Annotated in this window: 27 protein-coding genes; 13 read left to right on the top strand and 14 right to left on the bottom strand. The window is 68.3% G+C overall.

The genetic code is table 11. The annotated features are described in order from the left end of the window. Nucleotides 1-22: 22 nt before the first annotated feature. A complete protein-coding gene (locus C5B99_RS18305) occupies nt 23-1,006 on the bottom strand; it encodes a DMT family transporter (protein ID WP_104244761.1) in 984 nt (327 codons plus the stop codon). Nucleotides 1,007-1,076: 70 nt separating this feature from the next. Here C5B99_RS18305 and C5B99_RS18300 point away from each other — a divergent pair, with 70 nt between their 5' ends. Then, entirely contained in the window at nt 1,077-1,964 is an 888-nt protein-coding gene (locus C5B99_RS18300) for a LysR family transcriptional regulator (RefSeq protein ID WP_104244759.1), read from the top strand. 7 nt (nt 1,965-1,971) lie between these two features. On the opposite strand, the gene C5B99_RS18295 is transcribed toward C5B99_RS18300, so the two are convergent. The 7 genes from C5B99_RS18295 to C5B99_RS18265 all read right to left on the bottom strand — a co-directional run bounded on the left by C5B99_RS18295 (nt 1,972) and on the right by C5B99_RS18265 (nt 8,706). Next, on the bottom strand, nt 1,972-2,532 hold the full coding sequence (locus C5B99_RS18295) for a gluconokinase (RefSeq protein ID WP_308471599.1): 561 nt from the start codon (nt 2,530-2,532) through the stop codon (nt 1,972-1,974). Next, nucleotides 2,529-3,611, bottom strand: a complete 1,083-nt coding sequence (locus tag C5B99_RS18290) for an L-idonate 5-dehydrogenase (RefSeq protein WP_181065057.1) — start codon at nt 3,609-3,611, stop codon at nt 2,529-2,531. Before C5B99_RS18290 ends, C5B99_RS18295 begins: the two co-directional genes overlap by 4 nt. A gap of 34 nt (nt 3,612-3,645) precedes the next feature. Further along, nucleotides 3,646-4,383: a fumarylacetoacetate hydrolase family protein gene (locus tag C5B99_RS18285; protein WP_104244753.1), complete on the bottom strand. Its 738-nt coding sequence runs from the start codon at nt 4,381-4,383 to the stop codon at nt 3,646-3,648. Further along, complete coding sequence (locus C5B99_RS18280) at nt 4,383-5,180, bottom strand: SDR family oxidoreductase (protein ID WP_258063559.1); 798 nt, start codon at nt 5,178-5,180, stop codon at nt 4,383-4,385. Before C5B99_RS18280 ends, C5B99_RS18285 begins: the two co-directional genes overlap by 1 nt. Beyond that, nucleotides 5,177-6,634 carry an MFS transporter gene (locus C5B99_RS18275; protein ID WP_104244751.1) on the bottom strand — a complete coding sequence of 486 codons (1,458 nt, stop codon included), beginning with the start codon at nt 6,632-6,634 and terminating at the stop codon, nt 5,177-5,179. Before C5B99_RS18275 ends, C5B99_RS18280 begins: the two co-directional genes overlap by 4 nt. Nucleotides 6,635-6,767: 133 nt before the next feature. After that, nucleotides 6,768-7,580 carry an IclR family transcriptional regulator gene (locus C5B99_RS18270; RefSeq protein ID WP_258063558.1) on the bottom strand — a complete coding sequence of 271 codons (813 nt, stop codon included), beginning with the start codon at nt 7,578-7,580 and terminating at the stop codon, nt 6,768-6,770. A 67-nt stretch (nt 7,581-7,647) separates the two neighbouring features. Further along, nucleotides 7,648-8,706 (bottom strand): D-2-hydroxyacid dehydrogenase, encoded by a 1,059-nt coding sequence (locus C5B99_RS18265; protein WP_104244749.1) that lies wholly within the window; start codon nt 8,704-8,706, stop codon nt 7,648-7,650. A gap of 111 nt (nt 8,707-8,817) precedes the next feature. On the opposite strand from C5B99_RS18265, the gene C5B99_RS18260 reads away from it, so the two are divergent. Next, nucleotides 8,818-9,714, top strand: coding sequence for an NAD(P)-dependent oxidoreductase (locus C5B99_RS18260; RefSeq protein ID WP_104244783.1), 897 nt, complete (start codon nt 8,818-8,820; stop codon nt 9,712-9,714). Here C5B99_RS18260 and C5B99_RS18255 read toward each other — a convergent pair. Both C5B99_RS18255 and C5B99_RS18250 read right to left on the bottom strand, forming a co-directional pair. After that, on the bottom strand, nt 9,711-10,778 hold the full coding sequence (locus C5B99_RS18255) for a hypothetical protein (RefSeq protein ID WP_146082060.1): 1,068 nt from the start codon (nt 10,776-10,778) through the stop codon (nt 9,711-9,713). The two genes, C5B99_RS18260 and C5B99_RS18255, sit on opposite strands and share 4 nt — an antisense overlap. A gap of 119 nt (nt 10,779-10,897) precedes the next feature. Continuing rightward, the gene (locus tag C5B99_RS18250; RefSeq protein ID WP_219819678.1) at nt 10,898-11,293 is read right to left on the bottom strand and encodes a GreA/GreB family elongation factor; all 396 of its coding nucleotides are present in this window, start codon (nt 11,291-11,293) and stop codon (nt 10,898-10,900) included. Between the two features lie 600 nt (nt 11,294-11,893). Here C5B99_RS18250 and C5B99_RS18245 point away from each other — a divergent pair. Then, nucleotides 11,894-12,247: a hypothetical protein gene (locus C5B99_RS18245; RefSeq protein ID WP_104244743.1), complete on the top strand. Its 354-nt coding sequence runs from the start codon at nt 11,894-11,896 to the stop codon at nt 12,245-12,247. Nucleotides 12,248-12,258: 11 nt separating this feature from the next. On the opposite strand, the gene C5B99_RS18240 is transcribed toward C5B99_RS18245, so the two are convergent. Continuing rightward, complete coding sequence (locus C5B99_RS18240; RefSeq protein WP_181062839.1) at nt 12,259-13,236, bottom strand: YafY family protein; 978 nt, start codon at nt 13,234-13,236, stop codon at nt 12,259-12,261. 142 nt (nt 13,237-13,378) lie between these two features. Between C5B99_RS18240 and C5B99_RS18235 the strand changes: the two genes are divergently transcribed. Continuing rightward, nucleotides 13,379-14,857: an MFS transporter gene (locus C5B99_RS18235; protein WP_104244739.1), complete on the top strand. Its 1,479-nt coding sequence runs from the start codon at nt 13,379-13,381 to the stop codon at nt 14,855-14,857. Here C5B99_RS18235 and C5B99_RS18230 read toward each other — a convergent pair. After that, entirely contained in the window at nt 14,854-15,222 is a 369-nt protein-coding gene (locus C5B99_RS18230) for a nuclear transport factor 2 family protein (protein ID WP_104244737.1), read from the bottom strand. The genes C5B99_RS18235 and C5B99_RS18230 overlap by 4 nt on opposite strands. A gap of 120 nt (nt 15,223-15,342) precedes the next feature. Here C5B99_RS18230 and C5B99_RS18225 point away from each other — a divergent pair, with 120 nt between their 5' ends. The 3 genes from C5B99_RS18225 to C5B99_RS18215 all read left to right on the top strand — a co-directional run bounded on the left by C5B99_RS18225 (nt 15,343) and on the right by C5B99_RS18215 (nt 17,295). Then, nucleotides 15,343-15,801: an Lrp/AsnC family transcriptional regulator gene (locus C5B99_RS18225; protein ID WP_104244735.1), complete on the top strand. Its 459-nt coding sequence runs from the start codon at nt 15,343-15,345 to the stop codon at nt 15,799-15,801. Between the two features lie 28 nt (nt 15,802-15,829). Beyond that, a complete protein-coding gene (locus tag C5B99_RS18220; RefSeq protein WP_104244733.1) occupies nt 15,830-16,495 on the top strand; it encodes a VOC family protein in 666 nt (221 codons plus the stop codon). A 137-nt stretch (nt 16,496-16,632) separates the two neighbouring features. Continuing rightward, a complete protein-coding gene (locus C5B99_RS18215; protein ID WP_146081160.1) occupies nt 16,633-17,295 on the top strand; it encodes a hypothetical protein in 663 nt (220 codons plus the stop codon). Between the two features lie 28 nt (nt 17,296-17,323). On the opposite strand, the gene C5B99_RS18210 is transcribed toward C5B99_RS18215, so the two are convergent. Continuing rightward, entirely contained in the window at nt 17,324-17,785 is a 462-nt protein-coding gene (locus tag C5B99_RS18210) for a VOC family protein (RefSeq protein WP_104244729.1), read from the bottom strand. Between the two features lie 110 nt (nt 17,786-17,895). Between C5B99_RS18210 and C5B99_RS18205 the strand changes: the two genes are divergently transcribed. From C5B99_RS18205 to C5B99_RS18195, 3 genes are read left to right on the top strand one after another with little or no spacing between them, the layout of a single operon-like run. After that, on the top strand, nt 17,896-18,885 hold the full coding sequence (locus tag C5B99_RS18205) for a YafY family protein (protein WP_104244727.1): 990 nt from the start codon (nt 17,896-17,898) through the stop codon (nt 18,883-18,885). A gap of 34 nt (nt 18,886-18,919) precedes the next feature. Then, nucleotides 18,920-19,519: an NAD(P)H-dependent oxidoreductase gene (locus C5B99_RS18200; protein WP_104244725.1), complete on the top strand. Its 600-nt coding sequence runs from the start codon at nt 18,920-18,922 to the stop codon at nt 19,517-19,519. Nucleotides 19,520-19,542: 23 nt separating this feature from the next. Beyond that, complete coding sequence (locus C5B99_RS18195) at nt 19,543-19,818, top strand: DUF1905 domain-containing protein (RefSeq protein WP_104244723.1); 276 nt, start codon at nt 19,543-19,545, stop codon at nt 19,816-19,818. A 6-nt stretch (nt 19,819-19,824) separates the two neighbouring features. Here the strand turns inward: C5B99_RS18195 and C5B99_RS18190 are convergent, their stop codons facing one another. Then, nucleotides 19,825-20,016, bottom strand: coding sequence for a glycine zipper family protein (locus tag C5B99_RS18190; protein ID WP_104244721.1), 192 nt, complete (start codon nt 20,014-20,016; stop codon nt 19,825-19,827). 137 nt (nt 20,017-20,153) lie between these two features. Between C5B99_RS18190 and C5B99_RS18185 the strand changes: the two genes are divergently transcribed. From C5B99_RS18185 to C5B99_RS18175, 3 genes are all read left to right on the top strand, one after another. Continuing rightward, a complete protein-coding gene (locus C5B99_RS18185) occupies nt 20,154-21,602 on the top strand; it encodes a DUF2130 domain-containing protein (RefSeq protein WP_104244719.1) in 1,449 nt (482 codons plus the stop codon). 69 nt (nt 21,603-21,671) lie between these two features. Continuing rightward, nucleotides 21,672-22,859: an ATP/GTP-binding protein gene (locus C5B99_RS18180; protein ID WP_104244717.1), complete on the top strand. Its 1,188-nt coding sequence runs from the start codon at nt 21,672-21,674 to the stop codon at nt 22,857-22,859. Continuing rightward, on the top strand, nt 22,856-23,200 hold the full coding sequence (locus C5B99_RS18175; RefSeq protein WP_104244715.1) for a hypothetical protein: 345 nt from the start codon (nt 22,856-22,858) through the stop codon (nt 23,198-23,200). Before C5B99_RS18180 ends, C5B99_RS18175 begins: the two co-directional genes overlap by 4 nt. Nucleotides 23,201-23,222: the final 22 nt, after the last annotated feature.

Here is a 23,222-nt window from a genome sequence, read left to right as displayed (position 1 = left end):
ATACAACGTAGCGCGTACGGATCTATTCCCGTGTGCTCGACTCCACTGGCAGCACACCTTCGACGGGAGCAGCGACAGGGGCGGCGACAGCGGTTCGAGCCCGGATCCCGGGCACGCGCCCCTGGCTCGCGAGCACCCCCACCACGACGATCAGACCGCCGAGCGGCTGGTTCCAGTGCACCGACTCCCCCAGCACCACGACCCCCAGGATGACGCCGACAACTGGCGAGAGATAGGTGACGGTGGATGCGCGGGCCGGACCCCAGTCGCGCAGGATGCGGTTGTACCAGATGTAGGCGAGTCCGGTCCCGAGCACGCCGAGCCCCGCGACGGCCAGGAGCACCGGCAGGTCGATCGCGACCTCGCCCCGCGCGGTGAGGGGCGCGAGGAGCCACACGATGACGGCGGCCAGGCCGATCTGGACGGTCGACAGGGTGATCGTGTCGTATCCCGAGCTCGTGAGGAACCGGCGCATGTAGAGCCCGGCGAATCCGTAGGAGATGGTGGCGCCGAGGCAGGCGAGCTGGGCGGGCAGCAGCTCGGGCACCTGGCCTGTGCCGATGAGCTGCCAGGGACCCGCGAGCACGACGACCCCGCTCAGGCCGACCACGAGGCCGACGACCTGCGTGCGCGTGAGTCGCTCGCCGACGAGCACAAGCGGCATGAGCAGGAGCGTCATGATGGGTGTCGTCGCGTTGTAGATGCTCGAGAGGCTGCTCGGCATGTACTGCCCAGCCCAGGCGAAGAGCGAATAGGGCACAACCGCGAGCGCGAGGGACACGACGAGCATGTGCACCCAGATCTTCCGACCCCTGGGCCAGCGTCGCCGAGTGACCAGCATGATCGCGACGAGTGCCGCGGCCCCCAGCGTGAGCCGTCCCAACACGAGCTGCGCTGGGCTGAGCCCCTCGAGCCCGACTTTCATGAAGAGGAAGCTCGCACCCCAGACGAGAGAGAGGACGACAAAGGCGGCGACGGTGCCGCGGGTGTTGCCGGTAGGACTCATGGGACTTATTGTTGGCGGCACCTCCACATGAGGCAAATGCATCTGCTTCATCCCCACATGAGGAGACCTCATGAGTGTCACCATCGCCCAGCTCCGCGCACTGGTCACGGTCGTGGATCGCGCGTCCTTCACCGTTGCCGCCACCGAGCTGGGGGTCAGCCAGTCGGCGATCTCGCACTCCGTGACGGGCCTCGAGAAGGCTGTCGGCGGCCGGGTCCTGCGCCGCGACGGCGGGATCACCCTCACCGCGCTCGGCCTCGGCGTGATCGAGCACGCCCGAGCCGCACTGGCCTCCGTCTCAGCGCTGGAGAGCGCCGTGCGCCGCGACGAGACCCTGTCCGGCACCGTCCGACTCGGGGCGGTCGCGACGGTCTGCCAGGGACTGGTCCCTGACCTGCTGGCCCTGTGGTCCGCGCGGCTGCCCAACATCGCCGTCTCGATCTACGAGGGCGACGACGAGGAGATGCCCGAGTGGCTCGAAGCGGGACTCGTGGACGCCGCGGTCCTCGTCGAGCCATCCCCCGCGCCGCCAGGCGGGCTCCTCGTCGCCACGGACGAGTTCGCCGCGCTCGTGCCTGCCGACCACCCGCTCGCGCAGCAGGACTCGATCCCGCTCGACGAGCTCGACGACGACGGCCTCATCGTGTCGACGGGCGGATGCGAGACGCACGTCAGGAAGATGCACGACGAGCTCGGGCTCCCCTACGTCTTCTCGCACCGCGTCCGCGAGATGAGCACGATGTTCCGCATGGTGCAGCAGGGCATGGGTGTCGCCGTCATCCCGTCCCTGGGGCGCGGGATGCTCCCGGACGACCTCGTGATGCGCCCGCTCACGGCACGCAGGCCGCGGCAGCTCGTGCTGTCCGGGCCCAACACTCGCCCATGGCACCCGCTTGTGGGGGCACTCGTCGATGCGACTGGCGTCGACTTCGCGAGCACGGTGAAGGTCGAGCTCTGATGGCCCCTCAGGCCTCGGAGGGTTCGGCTCCTTCGAGGTACGCGACGATCGCGTCCACGATCTCGGCTGGCGTGTCCGCGACGGGAACCACGACCCCCGCCTCCCAGGGCGCGAGCGGTTCGAGCACCTCGAACTGACTGTCGAGCAGCGTCGTCGGCATGAACTCGTGCTGTCGCGTTGCGAGGCGTGAGGCGACGAGGTCGCGCTGGCCTGACAGGTGAATGAAGCGCAGCTCTGGCACGCTCGAGCGCAGCAGCTCCCGGTACCAGCGCTTGAGCGCCGAGCAGGCGACGATCGTCACGCGCCCTTCGGCGGCGTTCGCGGCGATCGTCTCGCCGATGACCTTGAGCCAGGGCACACGGTCTTCGTCGTCGAGGGGGTTCCCTGCCGCCATCTTGGCCTTGTTGGCGGGCGGGTGCAGGTCGTCGCTGTCGATGAAGGTCACGTCGAGTCGCGTCGCCAGTGCCGAGCCGATCGTGGTCTTGCCCGTGCCCTGCACCCCCATAACGACCATGGGCGGACGCGCAGGAGCGGGACGCGCGGCGCCTTCGGCCTCCGCAGCGCTCACGACGCGGCCCCGTCCACGCGAGCGTCGGCGTCGGCGTCGGCGTCGGCGAACGAGAGCAGCACCTTCGACGACCTGGAGGCGTCACCGGCCACGGCAAACGCCTCGAGCGCCTGCTCGACCGGGAACTCGTGCGTGAGCACTGCATCCACGACCAGTGAGCCGTCGGCGAGCGCGCCGATCACGGCGTCGATCTCGTCGGTGAAGCGGAACGAGCCGACGAGGGTCAGCTCGCGAGTGATCGCGAGCGACAGCAGGGCGGGGACCTCACCGCTGCGCTGCAGACCGAGCAGGACGACGCGGCCCGCGCGACCGGCGCCACGGATGGCACTGGCGAGCCCAGGCACCGTGCCAGACGACTCGATGACGACGTCGGCGTGCACGGCGGCGATCGCAGCCGCATCGCGCGCGTCGATGACGCGATTCGCCCCGAGCTCGGTGGCGACGGCGAGCGGCAGCTCGTGGAGATCGCTCGCGATGATCTCGCCGGCGCCGTGGTGCTTCAGCACGGCGACGACAAGCGCGCCGATCGGGCCGGCGCCGATGACGAGCACCCGCTTGCCTCGCACGTCTCCAGCCTGCCCGACTCCGTGCCAGGCGACGGAGGCCGGCTCGGCGAGGGATGCCAGCTTGAGGTCGAGGCCCGCTGGCAGCGCGCGGAGCATGCGTGCTGGCAGGGCGACTCGACGCGCGAATGCCCCCTGAGTGTGCGGGATGCGCGCGGCGGAGCCGAGATAGGTGCCGGCAGGAGAGAGGTTCGGTCGCTCGGCCGGGTACGGCGTCACACCATCGTCACCCTGCGTCGCGGGGTGGACGGCGACTCGCTGGCCGGGCTGAGGGCCACTGCCGTCAGCCGCTGCCTCGAGCACGGTGCCGACGATCTCGTGGCCGAGGAGGAGCGGGTCGCGCAGGATCGACTCCCCCGCGGCCCCGTGCATCCAGTAGTGCAGGTCCGAGCCGCACACGCCGCCATACGCGATCGCGACGACGGCCTGATCCGGGGTCGGCTCCGGCTCCGGCAGCGCGTCGAGCCGCAGGTCGCCCTTGCCGTGGGCGACGACTCCGAGGTTCTCCTGGGTCACTTGCGAACTCCTTGCACGTCGAATGGTTCGTGAGTCAGACGCACGGCGTCACCAGCGGCGCGCCCGCGACGGTGATCTCGATGAGGTCCCCGGGTTCGGCTGCGAACCCCGACTTCGGGGCGCCCGTCATGATGATGTCGCCGGGGCCGAGCGGCACCCAGCTCGTGACGTAGGCGACGCACTCGGCGATGCCCGCTGGCAGCTCCTGGCTTCCGGTGAGCACCTTCCGCTCGCCGTTGATGCGCACCTCGAGCTCGGCGGCGGCGAAGTCCGCTCCTGTCTCGATCCAGGGGCCGAGCGGCGTGTAGCCGACGCCGCCCTTGCCCTCGAAGTTCCGGGGGTCGATGCTGCCCCGGTCTGGGTTCGAGATGTCGTTCACGGCGGTGAGACCGAGGATCACGGTGTGCGCGTCCTCCGCAGACACGTCGACCGCGTCACGGCCGATGACGACGCACACCTCGCCCTCGATGACGACCTTGCCGACGCCTCGGCGCAGCGCCACCGGGGTTCCGCTCGGCACGACCGTGCGGGGGCTCTTCAGCCAGGCCTGCACCGGAGAGGGATGCTCTGGGCCGTTCTGCGCGATCCCGACGACGATGCGCGGCTCGCTCGGAGCGAGCAGCGTCGCATCCGCGACATCCTCGCCTTCGCGCGTCGGCTCGACGCCGCGCGCGAACGCCTCGTAGGGGTTACTGCAGGGCACCCACGAGTCGCCATCGGCGAACGCGTGCGTGACGGTGCCGTCACTGGTCTGGATCCTGGAGATTCGCATCACACAACCGCCGTCATTCCGCCATCGACATAGATCGTCTGGCCGTTCACGAACGCCGAAGCGTCACTGGAGAGGAACACGAGCGTGCCGACGAGCTCGTCGACCTGCCCCCAGCGCCCGGCGGGCGTCCTCTGGGCCACCCAGGCCGAGAACTGGGCGTCGTCGACGAGCGCCTTCGTGAGCTCGGTCGCGAAGTAGCCGGGTGCAAGCGCGTTCACGGTGATCCCCGCCGGCGCGAGGTCGGCGCAGAGCCCCTTCGTGAGCATCACGATGGCGCCCTTCGTCGCACTGTACGGCGCGATCGAGGGGCGGGCGATCTGCGACTGCACGCTCCCGATGTTCACGATCTTGCCGGTGCCGCGCTCGAGCATGCCGCGAGCCACGCGGCGCGAGAGCAGGAACGCGCTCGTGAGGTTCGTGGCCAGCAGCTCATGCCAGTCGGAGTCGGTGAACTCGGCGATGGGGGCGCGCCGCTGGATGCCCGCGTTGTTGACGAGGATGTCGACCGTTCCGATGCTCGCCTCGAGTTCGCCGATGCCGGCATCGACGGCTGACGCATCCGTCACGTCGAAGGTCGAGACGATCGGCTCGGCCGTCGTTCCCTCGAGGCCGAGGGCCTCGGCGATGGACGCCGCCGCGCGCTCTGCTTTCGCCCGGTCCCGTCCGTGCACCACGACCCTGGCCCCCGCGGCGGCGAGACCGCCCGCGAGTGCCCGGCCGATGCCCTGGCTCGACCCCGTGACGAGGGCTGTCCGACCCGTGAGGTCGAACGCCTTCAGCCCGGCGGGGAGGCTCACGACTTGGCCCCCACCGCGGCGGATGCGCTGCTCGCGGTGCCTGCGGCAGGTGCGGCCTCGTAGATGTCCTGCAGGTCGATCAGGCCGGTGTCCTCCTCGTCGGTGGAGACGCGAATGGCGTCTTCCTTGCGGAGCAGGTCGCGGCCCTTCGTCTCTGGAACGAGGAACGTCGCTGCAGTGGTGATCGCGGCGAGCGTCGCGAGGTAGAGCCCCATGACCACCCAGTTGCCGCCGGTGAGCGTGAGCAGCCACGTGCCGACCACGCCGGCCAGGCCGCCGGCGAGCACGGCAGAGAGCTCTCGGGCCATGGCCACGCCGAGGTACCGGTGCTTGTTGCCGAACAGTTCAGGGAGCATGGCGCACTGCGGCCCGAGCATCGAGTTGACGGCCACACCGATACCGACGGCGATGACGGCGATCGTGAGGGGTCCGTTGCCGAGCGAGAGCATCCACCATGCAGGGAATGCGAAGAGCAGCATGAAGACGGCGCCGAACCGGTAGACGGCGCGGCGGCCGAGCTTGTCGGAGAGGTGCCCGGAGAGCGGCACCGAGAAGATGCCGATAAGCGAGCCGATCGTGACACCCCAGGTCGCGATGCCGCGGTCGACGGGGTTCGCGATGAACGTGCCGGCGACGAACGCGAGCGACACGTTCTGGAAGATGTACGAGCCGCCGTTCTCGGCCATGCGCAGGCCGATGCCCGTGATGACGCCCGGCATGCCGCGGGTGAAGATCTCACGGATCGGCTGGTCGGCGACCTGGTCGCTCTTCTCGAGCTCGACGAACGTCGGGGTCTCACGGAGGCGCATGCGGATGAACAGCGCGACGAGGATGAGGGCGAAGGACCCGAGGAACGGGATCCGCCAGCCCCACGACAGGAACGCCTCGTCCGGCATGAGCGTCAGCAGGCTGAAGACCACGGCGGCGAGGAGCGTGCCGGCCTGGATGCCGACGAACGGGAGCGCGGAGAAGAAACCGCGGCGCTTCACGGGCGCGTACTCGGCCATGAGCACCGTGGCACCGGCCTGCTCGGCGCCGGCACCGAAGCCCTGAGCGAGACGCAGGAGCACGAGCAGTGCCGGGGCCCACAGCCCGATCGTCTCGTAGGTGGGGAGAAGGCCGATGGCGGTGGATGCGCCGCCCATGAGCACGATCGTGATGACAAGCACGCCCTTGCGGCCGAGGCGGTCACCCATCGTGCCGAAGAAGAGCCCGCCGAAGGGTCGGGCGACGAAGCCGACGCCGTAGATGGCGAAGGCGCCGATGACGGCGACGGCCGGGTCGCTCTGGTCGAAGAAGAGCTTGTTGAAGACGAGCGCGGTCATGAGGCCGTAGAGCGCGAAGTCGAAGTACTCGAGGGCGGAGCCGATGCTCGAGGCCAACGTCGCGCGGCGCAGGTTGTCTGCGTACTCCGGGTCGTCGGTCGGCACTGGAGGCCGGGTGTTCTCAGTCACGAAACATCTCCTTTGATGTGCGGTGCACCGAGGCCGTGGTGAGCCCGTCGGTGCATGCTTGCTGACCACAAGCTAACACTCCAGTGGACGACGTTCAACACTTTGAACGCACGAGATGTTGCCGAGGCCTGAGCTACCGCCCTGCCAGCGGGTTCGTGAGCTCCCGCGCAGCCTCGATGAGCGCCGCACCGACGCGAGCGACGTGCTCCGCATCCGCGAGCTCCGTCGGCAGAGCCGCCCCGAGCGCAAACGGGGGATCACTCGGCGACCAGGAGGCGAGCGGCACCGCGACGCCCGTCACTCCCCCGACCGAGCCGTTCGAGTCGATCGAGTAGCCGCGCTCCCGAGCGACGGCAAGGCAGTCGAGCAGCTCCCGCGTCGTCCCGATGCTCTGCGGCGTCAGCTTCGGGAAGGAGGCGGAGGCGCCGACGAGCTCCACGACCTCCTCGTCGTCGAGACGCATGAGCAGCGCACGACCCGAGGCCGTGAGCGCCGCCGGCAGGCGCGAACCCAGCGGCGTGCCCAACTGGTAGCGCCGTCGACCCTCGTGACGAGCGAGGTAGACCGTGTCCGGGCCGTCCAGCATGACCACCTGCACGAGCTCGCTGCGAAGCACGGGAGACGCATCGCACACCCCGAAGAACTCTCTGATCTGGTTGAACTGCTGCGCGAACGCGCCGCCGAGCTCGGCCGTGCGCCTGCCCAGCTGGTACCCCTGCGGCACACGCTGCAACATCCGCCCGTCTTCGAGCACGGCGACCAGATTGGCGGTCGACGATTTCGCGATACCGAGCGCCCTGGCGATATCGCTCAGCGTCATGGGCGCGCCATCAGCGTCGGCCAGCAGCGACAGGATGCGCAGTGAGCGCGTCACCGCCGGCGCGAGGTCGCGCTCCGACGCGTCCTGCGCGCCCGCCTTCGTTGATGCATCCGCAGCTTCTGGCACGGTGCCGCTCCTCGCCTCGTCACGCCTGCCGGCCCGTTGACGTCGCAACGGGCCCACAGGTGGGAAATCAGTAGAACTCGACGATATCGACAACGTTCTTGAGCGGCTCACCGTCGAGGAGCCGGCGCGCGTTCTCGGCGAAGAGCTTCGCGATTCGAGGCTCCTCTGCGCTCGAGAGCGCGGCCGTATGCGGGCTGACGAGCACGTTCGGGTGCGCCCAGAGCGGGCTCTCGGCTGGCAGCGGCTCCACCTCGAAGACGTCGAGGGCCGCGAACCCGACGCGGCCGTCGTCGAGGGCCGCGAGAAGCGCGGATTCGTCGATGACCGTGCCGCGCCCGACGTTGGAGACGATGACACCCGGCTTCACGTTCGCGAAGACCTCCTCACCGAGGAGTCCCGTCGTCGCATCGGTGCCGGGGAGCGTGACGACAATGGCGTCAGCCTCGGACACGGCCGAGGCGAGCTGGTCGATGGGCACCAGCCTGTCGACACCCTCGACGGCCTCGCCACTGCGCGTCGTGCCGAGCACGGTGGCACCGAGGGCCGAGAACTTCAGCGCCGCTGCCTTGCCGATGCCACCGAGGCCCACGATGAGCACGGTCATCTCATCGAGCTGGCGCATCTCCCAGCGGCCCGTCCACTGCCGGGCCGACTGCTGCTGCTGCAGGCGCGGAAGATCCTTCGCTCCGGCGAGCACGCCGAAGAGCGCGAACTCGGCGAGAGTCCCGCCGTGGACTCCGGCACTCGTCGTGAAGACGATTCGCTCGAGCGCATCCTGACCGAGGCCCGCCGCCTTCACCTGCCCTCCACCGCCCGCCGCCGTCGCATGCACCCAGCGGAGTCGCGGGTTGGCCGCGACCGTGCGCGCGAGGGAGGCGGAGTCGACATCCGGGAGCCCGAAGAGGACGTCGGCCGAGTCGATCAGCTCGTCGAACGCGGCCTGCTGCTCGGGAGTTCGAGTCACGCTCGGATCTCCGGACCAGTCGGCGGGCCCTCGCATAGGCCGGTAGAACGTGTGGTCCCGCACGACTTCGAGTCGAGGCTCGAGGCGCTCGACGAGCTGGCAGAGCTCCTCGCTCAGGTCGACGGCGACGACCGCGCGCAGTTTCTGGGGGCTGTCAGTCATGGGATCCTCTTCGATTCGTGGCGACAGGTGCAGTCTCTCGTGGTGAAGTCTACGTCGATTCAACACTGTGGACACTGTCCCACACAATGATCAGCAGGCTAGGGTGTGCTCATGACCACTGCTGCTCACACTCCTCGCGTCGGCGTACTCGGCCTCGGCGCCATGGGTCTCCCGATGGCCGGCCACCTGCTCGCCGCGCACGGCACCCTCCAGCTCACGGGGCGCCGCCCCGACCGGGCAAGCGCCCTCATCGAAGCGGGCGCCACCTGGCACGAGTCGCCACGCGAACTCGCCGCGGCCAGCGACGCGATCCTCGTCATGCTCCCCGACCTCCCAGAGCTCGAGGCCGTGCTCGCCGGGGACGACGGCCTGCTCGCTGGCGCAGGAGAGCTGCTCATCATGGTCGGCTCCACCGTGTCGCCAACCGGGCTCCGCGGGCTCGCGGAGCGCCTCACCATCGAGACCGAGGGCCGCGTTCGCGTCATCGACTCCCCTGTCTCCGGAGGCGAAGACGGCGCGAAGGCTGGCACGCTCTCGATCATGCTCGGCGGAGGTGACGACGAGGTCGCGACAGCCACGAGCATCCTGAATGCCTGCGGACGCCCCGTGCACCTCGGGCCGCTCGGCGCCGGCGAGGTCGCGAAGGCCTGCAACCAGATGATCGTGTCGTCCACGATCCTGGCACTCGGCGAGGCGAGCGTGCTCGCCGAGCGCAGCGGCATCGATCTCGCCGTGCTCTGGGACCTGCTCGGCGGCGGCTACGCCGGATCCAAGCTGCTCGAGAGCAGGCGCGAGAAGCTCGTCACGGGAGACGACTCCCCCTCCGGCGTCGCCAAGTACATGGTGAAGGACCTCACCTTCGCGGCCGACGTCGCCGACGCGACCGGCACGCACCCGGTGCTGCTCCCCACCCTGCGGGCCGCCTTCGACGAACTCGTGGATGCTGGCCTGGGCGAGCGGGACATCGCCGTCACCAGACGCTTCGTCGCGGAACGCTCAGAGAACTAGACCGCGAGCGACGTCCGCGGCGCGAGGAACTGGATGTCCTCGCGAGGAACGCGCTGCTTCCCGCCGCGCAGGTAGCCGTAGGCGAGCGAGGTGACCACGCCCTCCTCGGCGTTCGGGCCCGCTGAGAACGTGAAGTCGAGGGTGAGCGTCGAGCCGACGGGAACCTCCTGCGTCGTGGTCCACACCTTGCTCGGCGCCGTGGCCCAGTCCTCTTCGTTCAGGAAGCCGGGGCGAGCAGCCCCGTCGATCGCCACCGTGGCGACGTCGAACGCGGTGATGAAGTCGGTCGGCTGGCTCGCGAACGAGTACTCGATGGTCTCGCCGGCAGGGATCGGGTTGGGTCCGGTGGACGTGATCGTGAGCTGCCGCGGGAAGGAGTAGGTGTACTCGCTTCCATCGATCGTGACCGGATGCACTCCCCACACGGTCGAGAGCGTCGCATCCCACGGCTCGATGTCCTCGATCTGGGACGTGTACGTGACGGTGTTGTTACTCAGGTCCGGGTCTCCGCTGGTGATCACCTCGACCTTCCAGGGGGCGAGGTCGGGGAGCATCTCCGTCAGCGCGCTCGGTTGAGTGGGAAGGACACGGAGCCGGCCCTCCGCCCCAGCCGCGATCGACTCCGGGTGCTCGGCCGACTGGGTCGAGACGTTCCCGACCGTCGTGATCGGTCCCGGAACCGAGCCTTCGGTCCATTCGACTGCCGTCGCCCAGCGGGCGTCCCAGCTCGCGCGCGCCGTGAATCCCGTCGGCGCTGGCGCCGTGCTCAGATTCGTGACGGAGAACATGGTCCCGACCGTGAGCGACTGGAGCTGCAGACCGTCCTCGCTGTACCAGGAGTCGGTGTAGCCAGCTCCGTTCGTGAGCTGGAGGTCTGCGCCGGTCGCGCCACTCGCGGAGGAGGCCGGGGCGGCACTGGCCAGAGCGATGACCGGAAGAGACCAGGCTGCTCCGGTGAGGATGCTGCGGCGGCCGATCTCGCGTCGCTCGCTGTTCGAGGCGCCGGCGGCGTGTGTGGAGGGTGTGGTGCGGGGCATGGCGGGGGTCCAATCTGCGGAAGCCATCGGGGAGGTCGTACGGCTACGGCTCTCGCACCGAGGTGCGGAGAAGAGGCGCTTACGATACCCGGATTTCCCCGGTGAATTCCCGCTATCGCCCGGGGAGTTCTCCCCGGGCGAGAGCACTACCAGGAGAACGGCACGGCAGACAGAATGGTGACGCGCTGCTGACCGGCCGGTGGCGTGAAGGTCACCGTGCTGCCGACTCGACTCCCCAGGATGGCCTCCCCGAGGGGCGAGTCCGACGAGTAGACGTCGATCGCGACGCTCGGGTCCAACCCGGCGAGCACCCTGCTTCCGAGCAGGAAGGTCGCCTCGCGCCCGGCGTCGTCGAAGCGAACCGTGACCTGCATACCAGCCTCGACGAGCCCATCGTCGGGCTTGGCGGCGACCTCGGCATGATCGATGAGCTTTCGAATCTCCCTGCCGCGCGCCGACGAGTCGGCGCCCACGCGCAGCAGCGCCTCGAGCTCGTCCTGCAGGGCACGCAATGCCGTCGGCGTCATCCAGACCGTTTCCACGGGAACCTCCTCTTTCATGTCGCGAGGCGACAAAAGGGTAAACGATCATGATAGCCCGAAAGCCCCCAGAAAAGCCATTTACCCCGAGGATGAGAACGCGCAGGAAATGGACTATGGTCGTCCGGATACCCGCCAGCTGAGAAAAGGGAAGCGAGTAAGAGAATGGCAGACAGAAAGTCCAAGGAAAACGCGAAGAAGGCACCCCAGCTCACGCTGAAGGAGCGACGCGCACTCAAGCGAGACAAGACCCAGGCAGAGGACCCGTTCAAGCGAAAGAGCTAGAACGACAGGCCACACGGGACACCTGAGACCACCGGAGGCTCCCACGCGCCTCCTTCGCAGCTCTGAACGAGGTATCAAGCCATGTTTTCGTCGAACCCCGGCGCCTTTTCGGCGCCGGGGCATCGTCACGCAGGAAAAGCAGCCAAGAAGATCGTGCCCAAGCTCATTCTTCGGGGCGACGCGTTACCGTGCCTTGCCGCCCTTGATCCACGTTTTCGGACAGATGAAAACGGACCCTCCAAATTTGAGGAACTGGCGGATTCTCCTGTCTCCCTGGTTATCGGAAGAGACGCCTCCCGAAGAGAGAATCGCCGAAGCTTGTCCGACCTCCTCCAGGAGGTCATGCACGACTGCGTCGCGCTCTCCTCGAAGCTGCCGAAGCTGCGCCACGTCATCGTGGTGCTCGCGGACCCGGGCCTCAGGGATTCGATCGTTCTCACCGCCTGCGAGCAGGCCGCCTCGCGACTCTGCGAACGGGTCGCGAGAGAACACGGCGACTACCTGGTCACGACATTTCTCCTCGTCGCCGATTGCGACGACCCTGAGTTGCTCGCTCGACGCATCCGCGACCGAGCCGCGCAGCCACCGGCGACCGATTCCGCCTGCGCACTCACCTGGGACGACATCAGGGACGTCTCCATCGAGTTCGCGGCCATGAATCGCTACGTCTGACACCGGCGCAGTCACTCAGGGGCGTCCGCCTCCTCTGGGAGGCCGACGCGCAGCAGCCGGCGACCCCAGGCTCGCAGCGCGTCGACGAGTTCAGGTGGTCCGACGACCTCGCACCGGGCATCGAGCCTGGCGAGCAGGTAGACGACGTAGTCGAGGTCGTCCGTGCGCATCCGCACCTCGCTCCACCCTTCTTCGAGCTCGAGGACCACACCCCACTGGCCAACCTCAGCCCGTGCGTCCTCGGCTGGCACCTCGACTCGCACGACCGCCTCGTAACGGGTGGGCAGGTTGCGGATGCTCGACTGCACGAACGCGTCAGCATCGCCTCCCGGAATGGGCCGCGAGCCGAAGCTCTTCGGCAAGGACTCGACGCCGCGCATCCGGTCGAGGCGGAACGTGCGCCAGCCGCCCGCCCCCTCGTCGAACGCGACGAGGTACCAGCGGCGGGCGACCGGAACGAGCGCATGCGGCTCGACGAGCCGACTCGAGAGGGCACCATCACGCTTCTCGTAGTCGAACGCCAGCATCGTGCGGTCCCGGCAGGCCGTCGCGACGCTGGCGAGCACGGCGACCTCGACCTGGGGCGCCCCCTCGCGCGCCTGCCCGGCACCGACCGTCGAGCCGATACCAGCAGCGAGCTTGCGCACGTGCATCGGCAGCACTGGCACGATCTTCGCGAGCGCGCCGACCGCCGCGTCCTGCACCCCTTGGACCCCACTGGCAGTCACGGCCCTGAGTCCGAGCACGATCGCCAGGGCCTCCTCGTCGCTGACCATGAGTGGCGGGAGCGAACCGCCAGCGCTCAGCCGGTACCCGCCCCCGACGCCGCGCGTCGTCTCAACCGGGTAGCCGAGCTCCCGGAGCTGCTCGACGTCACGCCGTAGCGTGCGCGGGCTCACCCGGAGCTTCGCGGAGAGCTCATCGCCGGTCCAGAACCGGTGGTTCTGGAGGAGCGTGAGCAGCGTGAGCATGCGGGATCCGGTGGACATGATCCCATCGTAGGGAGATAGCGGCCAGTATTCGTCCGCAATTACCGTCATCGTGAATCCTGCAAGCATCACCCGACCCGCTTCCGAATGTCGGAGGACAGGTGGATGATGAGAACACCGATTCAGGAAATCAGGGATACGCATGGCCGACACCACACCCCCGTCCACACCTGAAGAACGCTCCTCGGCTCCAGAGGCCTCGCCGCGAGCGCTGCCACATCAGGACGTGCCAACGCTGGCGACCCTGCGCAGCTTCTACCAGGTGCTCGTCAACACGCTCATCGCCAACGTCACGACGAGTTACCTGTGGTTCGCGCTCACCTTCTGGGCGTACCTCGAGACCGGTTCGGTGCTGGCGACGTCCATCATCGGCGGCAGCTACATGCTGCTCGTGGCGGTCTTCGGCATGATCTTCGGCGCGATCGTCGATCACATGAAGAAGAAGGCCGTCATGCTCATCTCGAGCGCGGTGACCCTCATCACCTACCTGCTCGCCGGCGTGCTCTACCTGAGCTTCCCGGAGGAGGCGCTCGTCGACTGGAACGGCATCTGGTTCTGGCTCTTCGCCGGCGTCATCCTGGTCGGCGGGGTCGTCGAGAACCTGCGCAACATCGCGCTGTCGACCACCGTCACGCTGCTGGTGCCCGCCGACCGGCGCGACCGGGCGAACGGCCTGGTCGGCACGGTGCAGGGCATCGCGTTCATGGTCACCAGCGTGTTCTCCGGCCTGTCGATCGGCCTGCTCGGCATGGGGCCGACCGTGCTCATCGCGATCGTCGCGACCGCAGTCTCGTTCGCTCACCTCCTCTTCGTGTCGATCCCCGAACGCGGCATCGCCCACGACCCAGAAGCAGGAGCCACGAAGGTCAACTTCCGCGGCGCGATTCCCGCCGTCATGCTCGTGCCCGGCCTGCTCGCGCTCATCCTCTTCACGACGCTCAACAACCTCGTCGGCGGCGTCTTCATGGCGCTCATGGACCCGTACGGCCTCACCCTGTTCTCGGTCGAGATGTGGGGAGTCTGGCTCGGCGTCACGAGCATCGGCTTCATCGTGGGCGGCGGCCTCGTCGCGAAGTTCGGCCTCGGGAAGAACCCCGTCCGCACCCTCCTCATCGTCAACATCGGCGTCGCCCTGCTCGGCGCGACGTTCACCATCCGCGAGTACGGCTGGCTGTTCATCGTCGGCATGTTCATCTTCATGGCGATCATGCCCATCGCGGAAGCGGCAGAGCAGACCGTCATCCAACGCGTGGTGCCGTTCGAGAAGCAGGGACGCGTGTTCGGCTTCGCGGCTACCGTCGAGTCGGCCTCGACGCCCATCAGCGCGTTCATGATCGGCCCCATCGCGGAGTTCTGGCTCATCCCCTACATGGAGTCCCGCGATGGCCAGGAGTCGCTCGGGTGGATGCTCGGCGACGGCGATGCCCGCGGCATCGCGCTGGTGTTCCTGGTCGCGAGCGTCCTGCTGCTCAGCCTCGTGATCGTCGCGTTCGCATCCCCGCAGTACCGTCTCCTCTCGAAGTCGTACGCGGAGACTCCGCCGCCGAACTCGGAGGCAGCCGAGGCCGCTGAAGGGGCTGTCGCCGCGGAGGCACCCGAGGAGGCCGAGCGGCAGCGTTAGGCGTCGCGCCAGGTCTTCGCCACGACCCGGAAATCACCGTCGATATTGGCGAGCGACAGGTGGTCCTCGAAGACCTGGTCGAGGATCCGCAGCCGTACCTTCGCGACGACCAGGTCGGCGGAGAGGAAGTCGAGCGACAGCAGCTCGTCCTCGCGCGCCTGCCCGACCGACTGCGGCGACGGTCGATTGGCGACGATCTCGCGCCACTCGGCGAACGGCATGGCCGTGAACGTCCCGTCGGTGACGTCGAACAGGCTCGCGGAGCTGTCGAAGACCCGGTCGAGCTTGGTGACATCGCACTCGTGCAGCGCTTGGAAGTAGAGGTCGATGGCGGCGGTCACGGCGGGGACTGCGTGGAGTGACATGAGGCGAATCCTTCGGTTGTTGGTGTGCCATCCATTCAATCCGGGGCTGCGCGGAGAGTGAAGGCTCACTCAACGGCCCTCCGCTCTCGAGGGAACGGATTCCACGGTAGTTTCGGTCTCATGCCACCCGATCAACGGTCCAGCCTCGACGGCACCGATCATGCGATCCTGGCGCACCTGCAATCGGACGGTCGCGCCAGCATCGCCGACGTCGCCAGGTCAGTCCTGTTGTCGCCCAGCGCGACGGCGGAGCGGGTACGCCGCCTCACGGACACCGGCGTGATCACCGGCTACGCGGTCACCGTCGACGCGGAGGCGCTCGGGTACACGGTCATGGCGTTCGTGCGACTCGCCTACCCCTCCGGCAACTACAAGCCGTTCCACGACCTCGTCGCGACGACGCCGGAGATCGTGGAAGCCCACCATGTGACCGGGGCGGACTGCTTCATCATCAAGGTGCTCGCCAGGTCGATGCGGGACCTCGAACGGATCACGGGCCGCCTGGCGACGCTCGGGGGCATCACGACGAACGTCGTCTACTCCAGCCCGCTCCCCGCTCGCCACATCTCACCGGCATAACTCACCCGCTTCGGCGAGAATCGCCGTCATGAGCGATCGAGTCTCCCCCAGACAATTTCGGCAAGCGGACGGCACCGCCGACTGGCGGGTCGTGGGCGACGGCGCCCGCGCGAACTTCACGACCAGCGGCTTCGCGAAAGGTGCCGCGTTCGTTGCTGAGATCGCCCGCGCCGCCGACGAAGCCGATCATCACCCCGACGTGGACCTCCGCTACGGCTCGGTCATGGTGCGCCTCATCAGCCACGACGTGGGCGATATCAGCGAACGAGACACCGCCCTCGCCGCACGCATCTCCGAGATCGCCCGCGGGCTGGGCATCGAGGCGAGCACGGGCGCCGTGCAGAGCATCCAGATCGCGATCGACGTCGTCGACGTCGACGCCGCGCTCCCCTTCTGGGAAGCAGTCCTCGCGTACGAGCGGCGCGGTGGCGAAGACCTCGCCGACCCGATCGCCGTCGGACCGAACGTCTGGCTGCAGCAGATCGACGCGCCCCGCGCCGAGCGGAACACGATGCACGTCGACGTGTACGTTCCACGCGACCAGGCTGACGCTCGCGTCGCAGCGGCGCTCGCCGCCGGCGGGCGCATCGTCGACGAAACCAACGCCCCGGAGCACTGGACGCTCGCCGACCCGGAGGGCAACGAAGTCGACGTCGCCCCGTGGCGCGACGACAGCCCATGGAAGCCCGAGTAGCGCGCATCCGCCACCGCAGCGCAGTGCGACGGAAAGTTCAGACCCGAGACGCCCCGAGTCAGCGACCGTTTCGCAGCTGACGACGCCCGCATAGCTTGGCCCGAATACGCCAGGTACCAGCGAGGTGAGGAGTCCCGATGTCCGCGCAACCCAAACCCTCAGCAGTGATGTCGATGGGCACGCTCCGGCTCGTGGAGGCGGGCGAGCAGGTCGAGCCACGAAGGCTCGCGCATGCCAGGACCGACGCGCAGCTCCTCCAAGAGCTGCGCGCACTCCGCCGGGAGAACAGCGACCTCGCCGAGAGACTCCACGAGAGTGAGGCGCGACTCCGGGGCGTTCAGAAGCGACTTCGAGTCCTCCAGAAGGCCCGGGATGAGCGCGTCGGGAGCATCGACTTCGCCGACCAGGAGGAATGGGCTCGCCACCAGATCCACGTCAGCTGGCTGCAGAACTCCTCCGCGATCGACCGGTCCGCGCATCCGCTCGGCGAGTACCTCGTGGGCCCCGCCTTCGCCGCCTCGGTCAGATCACTCGCGCCGCAGCTCCAGGCGAAAGTGTGGCGTGCGGCCGTCGACGTCGTGACCGGACGCGGTCGGCACCTGCACTCGAGGGGCGCGCATCCGCTGCGCAGCGGCAATGGCGCGCACGCCCACGACGTCGTCCGCGACGACGGCGCGAGGTGCTTCCGCTACTCCGTCGGCTTCAAGGCGGCGGGTGCCAGACGCCTGCACGCCTGGCACCTGCCGGACGGGCGAGTGGAGCTCTGCCGCGTCGTCGCCCACGGCGACATGTCACCGTGAGCCGTGGCCGACACCTCGGTCCGGCGGCTCAGACGGCAGCCGCGACATCGAGCACCCAGGTCACCCCGAAGCGGTCGCGGAGCATCCCGAAGCCCGCCGACCATGCCGAGGCGGCGAGCGGCTCGATGACGGCGGCCCCCACGGACAGGGCATCCCAGTAGGCGGTGATCTCGTCGAGCGTGTCCCCGCTCGCCGCGAGGAAGAAGGGCTGGGTCGTCACGGTGGCGCCCTGCTCCCGCCGCGTCTCTCCCACCGCGCCCGCGAGCCCCTCGGCAGCTTCGCCGAGGGTGTCGTAGGCGAGCACGCGGAAGCCGTTGGGGGCATCCACTCTGCCGAACACGACATTGGATGCGCCCGGCAGCTCGGCGGGCATCCCGAACTGCGCATAGGTGGCGATCGAGACCTCGCCGCCGAAGACGCCCGCGTAGAACTCGAGTGCCTCGCGCGCGGTGCCGGCGAAGTTGAGGTGGGTCGTCGTGGTGATGCTCATGGTGTTCCCGCTTCCTGACTGGATTCGATGGTGCGCGGCTCGTGCCGCTGCGGCGAGGATGACAGCAGTAGCGGACGGGTTCGGTCCTCTACTCGGGGGACACTGATCGCATGACCTCGGCAACCTCCTCGCGCATCCTCACCCTGTTGTCGCTGTTGCAGACTCGGCGAGAATGGTCGGGCCTGGAGCTGGCGGAGCGTCTCGACGTGACCCCGCGCACCGTTCGCCGCGACGTCGACCGGCTGCGCGAGCTCGACTATCGGATCGAGGCATGGAAAGGGCCCGCGGGCGGCTACCGCCTCGCGGCCGGCTCGGAGCTGCCGCCGCTGCGGTTTGATGACGAGCAGGCCGTCGCGATCGCGGTGGCACTCCGGGGTGCGCCCGCGCTGGGAGTCGATATCGATGATGCGGCCGCGCGCGCCCTCGAGACGGTGCGACAGGTCATGCCGTCGAGGTTGCGGCACCGGGTCGATGGCGTCCGCTTCACGGGGTCGACTGGAGCGCGGGCCGGGGAGCTCGTCGACCCAGCCGTGCTCGAGCTCGTGAGCCGAGCGGCCCAGGAGCACCGCACGCTTCGGTTCGACTACGTAGGCGGCCCATCGCACGCCGCCGTCGACGCGGCGCCCCCGACGCCCCCTCGGCGAGTCGAACCGCACACGGTGCTCGCACGGAACGGGCGCTGGTACCTCGTCGCCTGGAACCTCGACCGGAGTGAGTGGCGCGTCTACCGAGTGGACCGGATCGTGCCGCGGAGCCAGCTGGGCGCCCAGTTCGAGGAGCGGCAGCTGCCGAGCGGCGACGCCGCTGCCTTCCTCGCGGCGCGGTTCACAGGCTCGAGCGCGGAAGACCGGTGGCCGTGCACGGGCGACCTGCTCCTCCGCGTTCCAGCGCGCGAAGCCGCGAAGTGGTTGCCGGATGCGGTGGTCACCGAAGTCGACGACTCCTCCTGTCGGCTGCTGCTCGGCTCGTGGTCGTGGACCGGCGTCCTCGCGTCGATCACGAGGTTCGATGCCGACTTCACGGTGCTCGGCCCGCAGCAGCTCGTCGAAGCATCCACGGCTCTCGCCGAGCGCCTTGCAGCGGCGAGCCGGCGTCCCTGAGCGTGGTCGGAGGTGGGACCCCGAGAATGATCGGATGCCTACGCTCATCGTGACCGCGCATCCCGACGAAGATTCCCTGACCCACGCCGCGACGCTGCAGCTGCGCGAACGCCTCGAAGCAGACGGCGTGGAGGTGGAGCTCGCGCACCTCGCGCAGGAGGGCTTCGACCCGCGGTTCACCGCGCGCGACCGCGCAGATTACAAGGGCGGGGCGATCACAGGTCCCGACGTGCTCGCCGAGCAGGCGCGACTCGACCGCGCGAGCGATGTCGTCCTTGTGTTCCCCGTCTTCTGGTGGTCGATGCCGGCGCTGCTGAAGGGGTGGATCGACCGCGTCTTCATCACCGGGTGGGCCTTCGAGCTGGGCGACGACGGCCGCGTGCTGGGGAAGCTCGGGCATCTGACGGCGCACCTGCTGCCGGTCTCCGGCTTCTCGGAGGCGTCCTTCGCGCGGCATGGCTACGAGGAGTCATTCAGCACGCAGATCGAGCACGGCGTCTTCGACTACTGCGGCATGCCGCGCGGGGCGAAGGCGTTCATCCGCGAGTCGGAGGATGCGGCTTCGGTGAAGCTGGGCCTCGAGGCCGCCGTCGCAAAGGTAGCCGCGGCGGTTGGAGCACCGAGCAAGGTCTGACACGAGCGGGCTACGCTCACCCCATGACCGACAAGCTCGTCTTCAGTGGTGAAATCGTGAACCCCGAGTGGATGCCCTCGTGGTCCGTCATCGAGGTGCCCGGCTCCAAGGAGTTCTTCGGCACCGGCAAGTCGGTGAAGGCCGACACGACGGTCGACGGAGTGGCCGTGACCTCCGCACTCATGCCGACCGGGCAGGGTGACCATTTCATCTCGGTGAGCGCGGCGCTCAGGAAGAAACTCAAGAAGGACGTCGGCGACCGCGTCGACGTGGTGATCGGGCACCTCGCGGCGAAGTAGGCCCCGCTACTTCGATCTCGCCTGGTAGGCGGCGCCGATGACGATGCCGACGAGGATCCCGAGGCCAGCGCCGAGCGCGAGGTTGTCGAACAGGAGCATCCCGATCGCCGCGCCGAACGGCAGGCCGAGCGCGATCCCGATGCCGACCGCGTTCGCAGACTTCCTGTCTGAGCCTTCCGAGCGTTCTGGTTCCGTCATGCGCCCAGGCTAGGGGCCCCATCTCTACAGACGCCGGTCGGGTCGCATTCGGACACCCGGGGAGCGTTCCCGAGGCCTGTGCACTTTACGATGACCACACGGAGCATCGCCGATGACGCACTGCAAGGAGAACTGACGTGCACGAGATCACCTGCCCCCACTGCCACAAGGCGTTCAAGGTCGACGAGGCCGGATACGCGGATATCGCGAAGCAGGTCCGCGACGGCGAATTCGAGAAGGACCTCCACGAGCGGCTCGAGCTCGCCGAGCAGGCGAAGCGTGCCGAGATCGAACTGGCCGAGTCGAGGGTCGTGCAGGAGTTCGAGGCGGCCGCCGCGAAGAAGAACGCCGAGCTGCAGGAGCTGAAGGCGAAGCTCGAGGCGGGTGAGGTCTCGCAGAAGCTGGCGATCGCCGAAGCAATGCAGAAGGTCGAGAAGGAGCGCGACGCGCTCACGAACGAGCTCGCGACGGCACGACAGGAGCGCGAGGCCGCAGAACAGCTCGCGGAGGCGCGGCGTGCCAGCGAACTGCAGCAGGCCGCATCCGCCAAGGAGACCGAGATCCAGGAGCTGAAAGCGAAGCTCGGCGCGCTCGAGACGCAGAAGAAGCTGGCCGTGAACGAAGCCGTGGGACGCGTCGAGAAGGAACGCGACGAGCTGAAGAACGGCCTGCAGCGGGCGGAGCTCGAACGCCAGCTCGTCGAGAACTCCCTCAAGGACAAGTACGAGACGCAGCTGCGCGACCGCGACGACGCCATCGAGCGCCTCAAGGACATGAAGGCACGCCTGTCCACGAAGATGCTCGGGGAGACCCTCGAGCAGCACTGCGAGACGCTCTTCAACCAGCTCCGCGCCACCGCCTTCCCGAACGCGTACTTCGAGAAGGACAACGACGCTCGCAGCGGCAGCAAGGGCGACTACATCTTCCGCGACTCCGACACCGACGGCACGGAGATCGTGTCGATCATGTTCGAGATGAAGAACGAGGCAGACGGCACCGCCACGAAGAAACGCAACGAGGACTTCCTCAAGGAGCTCGACAAGGACCGCACCGAGAAAGGCTGCGAGTACGCCGTCCTCGTCTCCCTCCTCGAGCCGGACAGCGAGCTCTACAACACGGGCATCGTCGACGTCTCCCACCGCTACCCGAAGATGTACGTCGTTCGGCCGCAGTTCTTCATCCCCCTCATCAGCCTCCTGCGCACGGCTGCCACGGGTGCCCTCAAGTACAAGGCGGAGCTCGCGTCGGTGAAGGCGCAGAACGTCGACGTCACGAATTTCGAGGAGCGACTCGACGAGTTCCAGCACGCTTTCGGCCGCAACTACGAGCTCGCATCCCGCCGTTTCGGGGAGGCGATCGACGAGATCGACAAGGCCATCGCCCGGCTCCAGAAGGTGAAGGATGCGCTCCTCGGCTCCGAACGCAACCTGCGCCTCGCGAACGACAAGGCGCAGGACGTCACCATCAAGAAGCTCACGCGCGGCAACCCGACGATGACGCAGAAGTTCGCGGAGCTGGGCGGCGGCGGCGGCGACGGCGACGGCGACGGCGACAGTTCCCAGGACGCCGCAGAGGCGAGCGCCTAGGCTCGACGCTCCGCGCACCACTTCCGCGAGACCCGCGGAAACCCGCCCCGACCCGCAGGAGACGCGCCCATGGCATCAGCGAAGAGCAGGACGCGAGAGCAGCACATCGCTGTCTTCGGCGGCAGCGGAAGCGGGAAGACGGTGCTCGTCTCCTCGTTCTACGGCCCGACGCAGGAGCCGCAGTTCGCGAAGGACAACCTGTACGAGGTCGTCGCCGACGACACGGGGCAGAGCGACAAGCTGTACCAGAGCTACCTCGGCATGAAGAACGCAGCGAAGGTGCCCGCATCCACTCGCTTCTCGCACACCGCCTACTCGTTCATGGTTCGGCCGAAGGCCTGGTCCCAGCAGCGGGCGAAGCAGTCGAAGCCGTTCGACGCGCTCCGCCTCGTCTGGCACGACTACCCGGGCGAGTGGTTCGAGGAGTCCGCGGTGGGCGCCGAGGAGACCCGTCGGCGAGTGGAGACCTTCACGGCGCTGCTCAGCTCGGACGTCGCGCTGCTGCTCGTCGACGGGCAGCTGCTCCTCGAGAACGAGGGCTCTGAGGAGCTGTATCTAAAGTCGCTCCTCACCAACATCCGCTCCGAGCTGCTCCGCCTCAAGCCCGAGCTCCTCAAGGACGGGAAGCCCCTGACGCAGTTCCCGCGCATCTGGGTGCTGGCGCTGTCCAAATCCGACCTGCTTCCCGGGATGGATGCGCACAGGTTCAAGGCGCTCCTCGTCGAGAAGGTCAGCGACGAGCTCGACCAGCTGCGCCAGGAGCTGCGCGGCTTCGTGGAAGCACCCGAGGCGATGTCGTTTGCCGAGGACTTCATCCTGCTCTCCTCCGCGAAGTTCGAGCCGGGCAAGATCGAAGTGACCCAGCGCGTCGGAGTCGACGCCGTCCTCCCTCTGGCCGCCATCCTCCCCTTCGAACGCCACGTCAAGTGGGCCAAGACGCTGCACGACGGCGGCAAGGTGGCCGAGAAGATCTTCGGCAAGGCCGGCGACGTGGCCGGCGTCGCGGCGATGGGGGCACTGTTCGTCATCAAGAAGGTCAAGCTGCCGGGACCGCTCGGCCTGCTCGCCGGGCTCGCCGCATCCTTCGTCTCGAAGGATGCCATCGAACGCGGAGCCTCGCTCGCGGGCGACAAGCTCAAGGCGGTGAACGCGGAGGCGCTCGCCAAACGCGACTACCTCACGGCCATGCTCACCCGCTTCAAGCTCGACCTCGAAGACGCCGAACGCAAGGGCGTCCTCCTCCGGAGCAAGAAGTGAAGCTCATCTGGGCCACCAGGGGCCGCACCTGGGGGCATCGCTTCCTCCTCGACGGCGGCTACGCCGACCCCCTGCCCGAGTACGACAAGGCGTTCTCGAGTCTCGGCGACGACTCCGAGCTCTGGCATCTCGGGGACGACCGGGCGGCGCTGCGCTTCCCCGATCCCGAAGGACGCACTGACCGCGCTGGCCGACCCATCTCCCACGAGTTCGTGGTCTTCGCCCCCGAGCTGAACAACATCTCCTCCGCGGCGACCGGACTGTCGCTGATCTGGACGCAGCCCGTGATCGCGGCCAGGTTCGCCGACATCTGGGACCTGCCCGCCCCGCCCCGCGCATGACGGCGCTCGCCGCGAGCGACCG

The sequence above is a fragment of the Pseudoclavibacter sp. Z016 genome (assembly GCF_002931215.1).
In the GTDB taxonomy this organism is placed as follows: Bacteria; Actinomycetota; Actinomycetes; order Actinomycetales; family Microbacteriaceae; genus Pseudoclavibacter.
The sequence above is the reverse complement of the archived record's forward strand: the minus strand, read 5'-3'. Positions and strand labels throughout refer to the sequence as shown.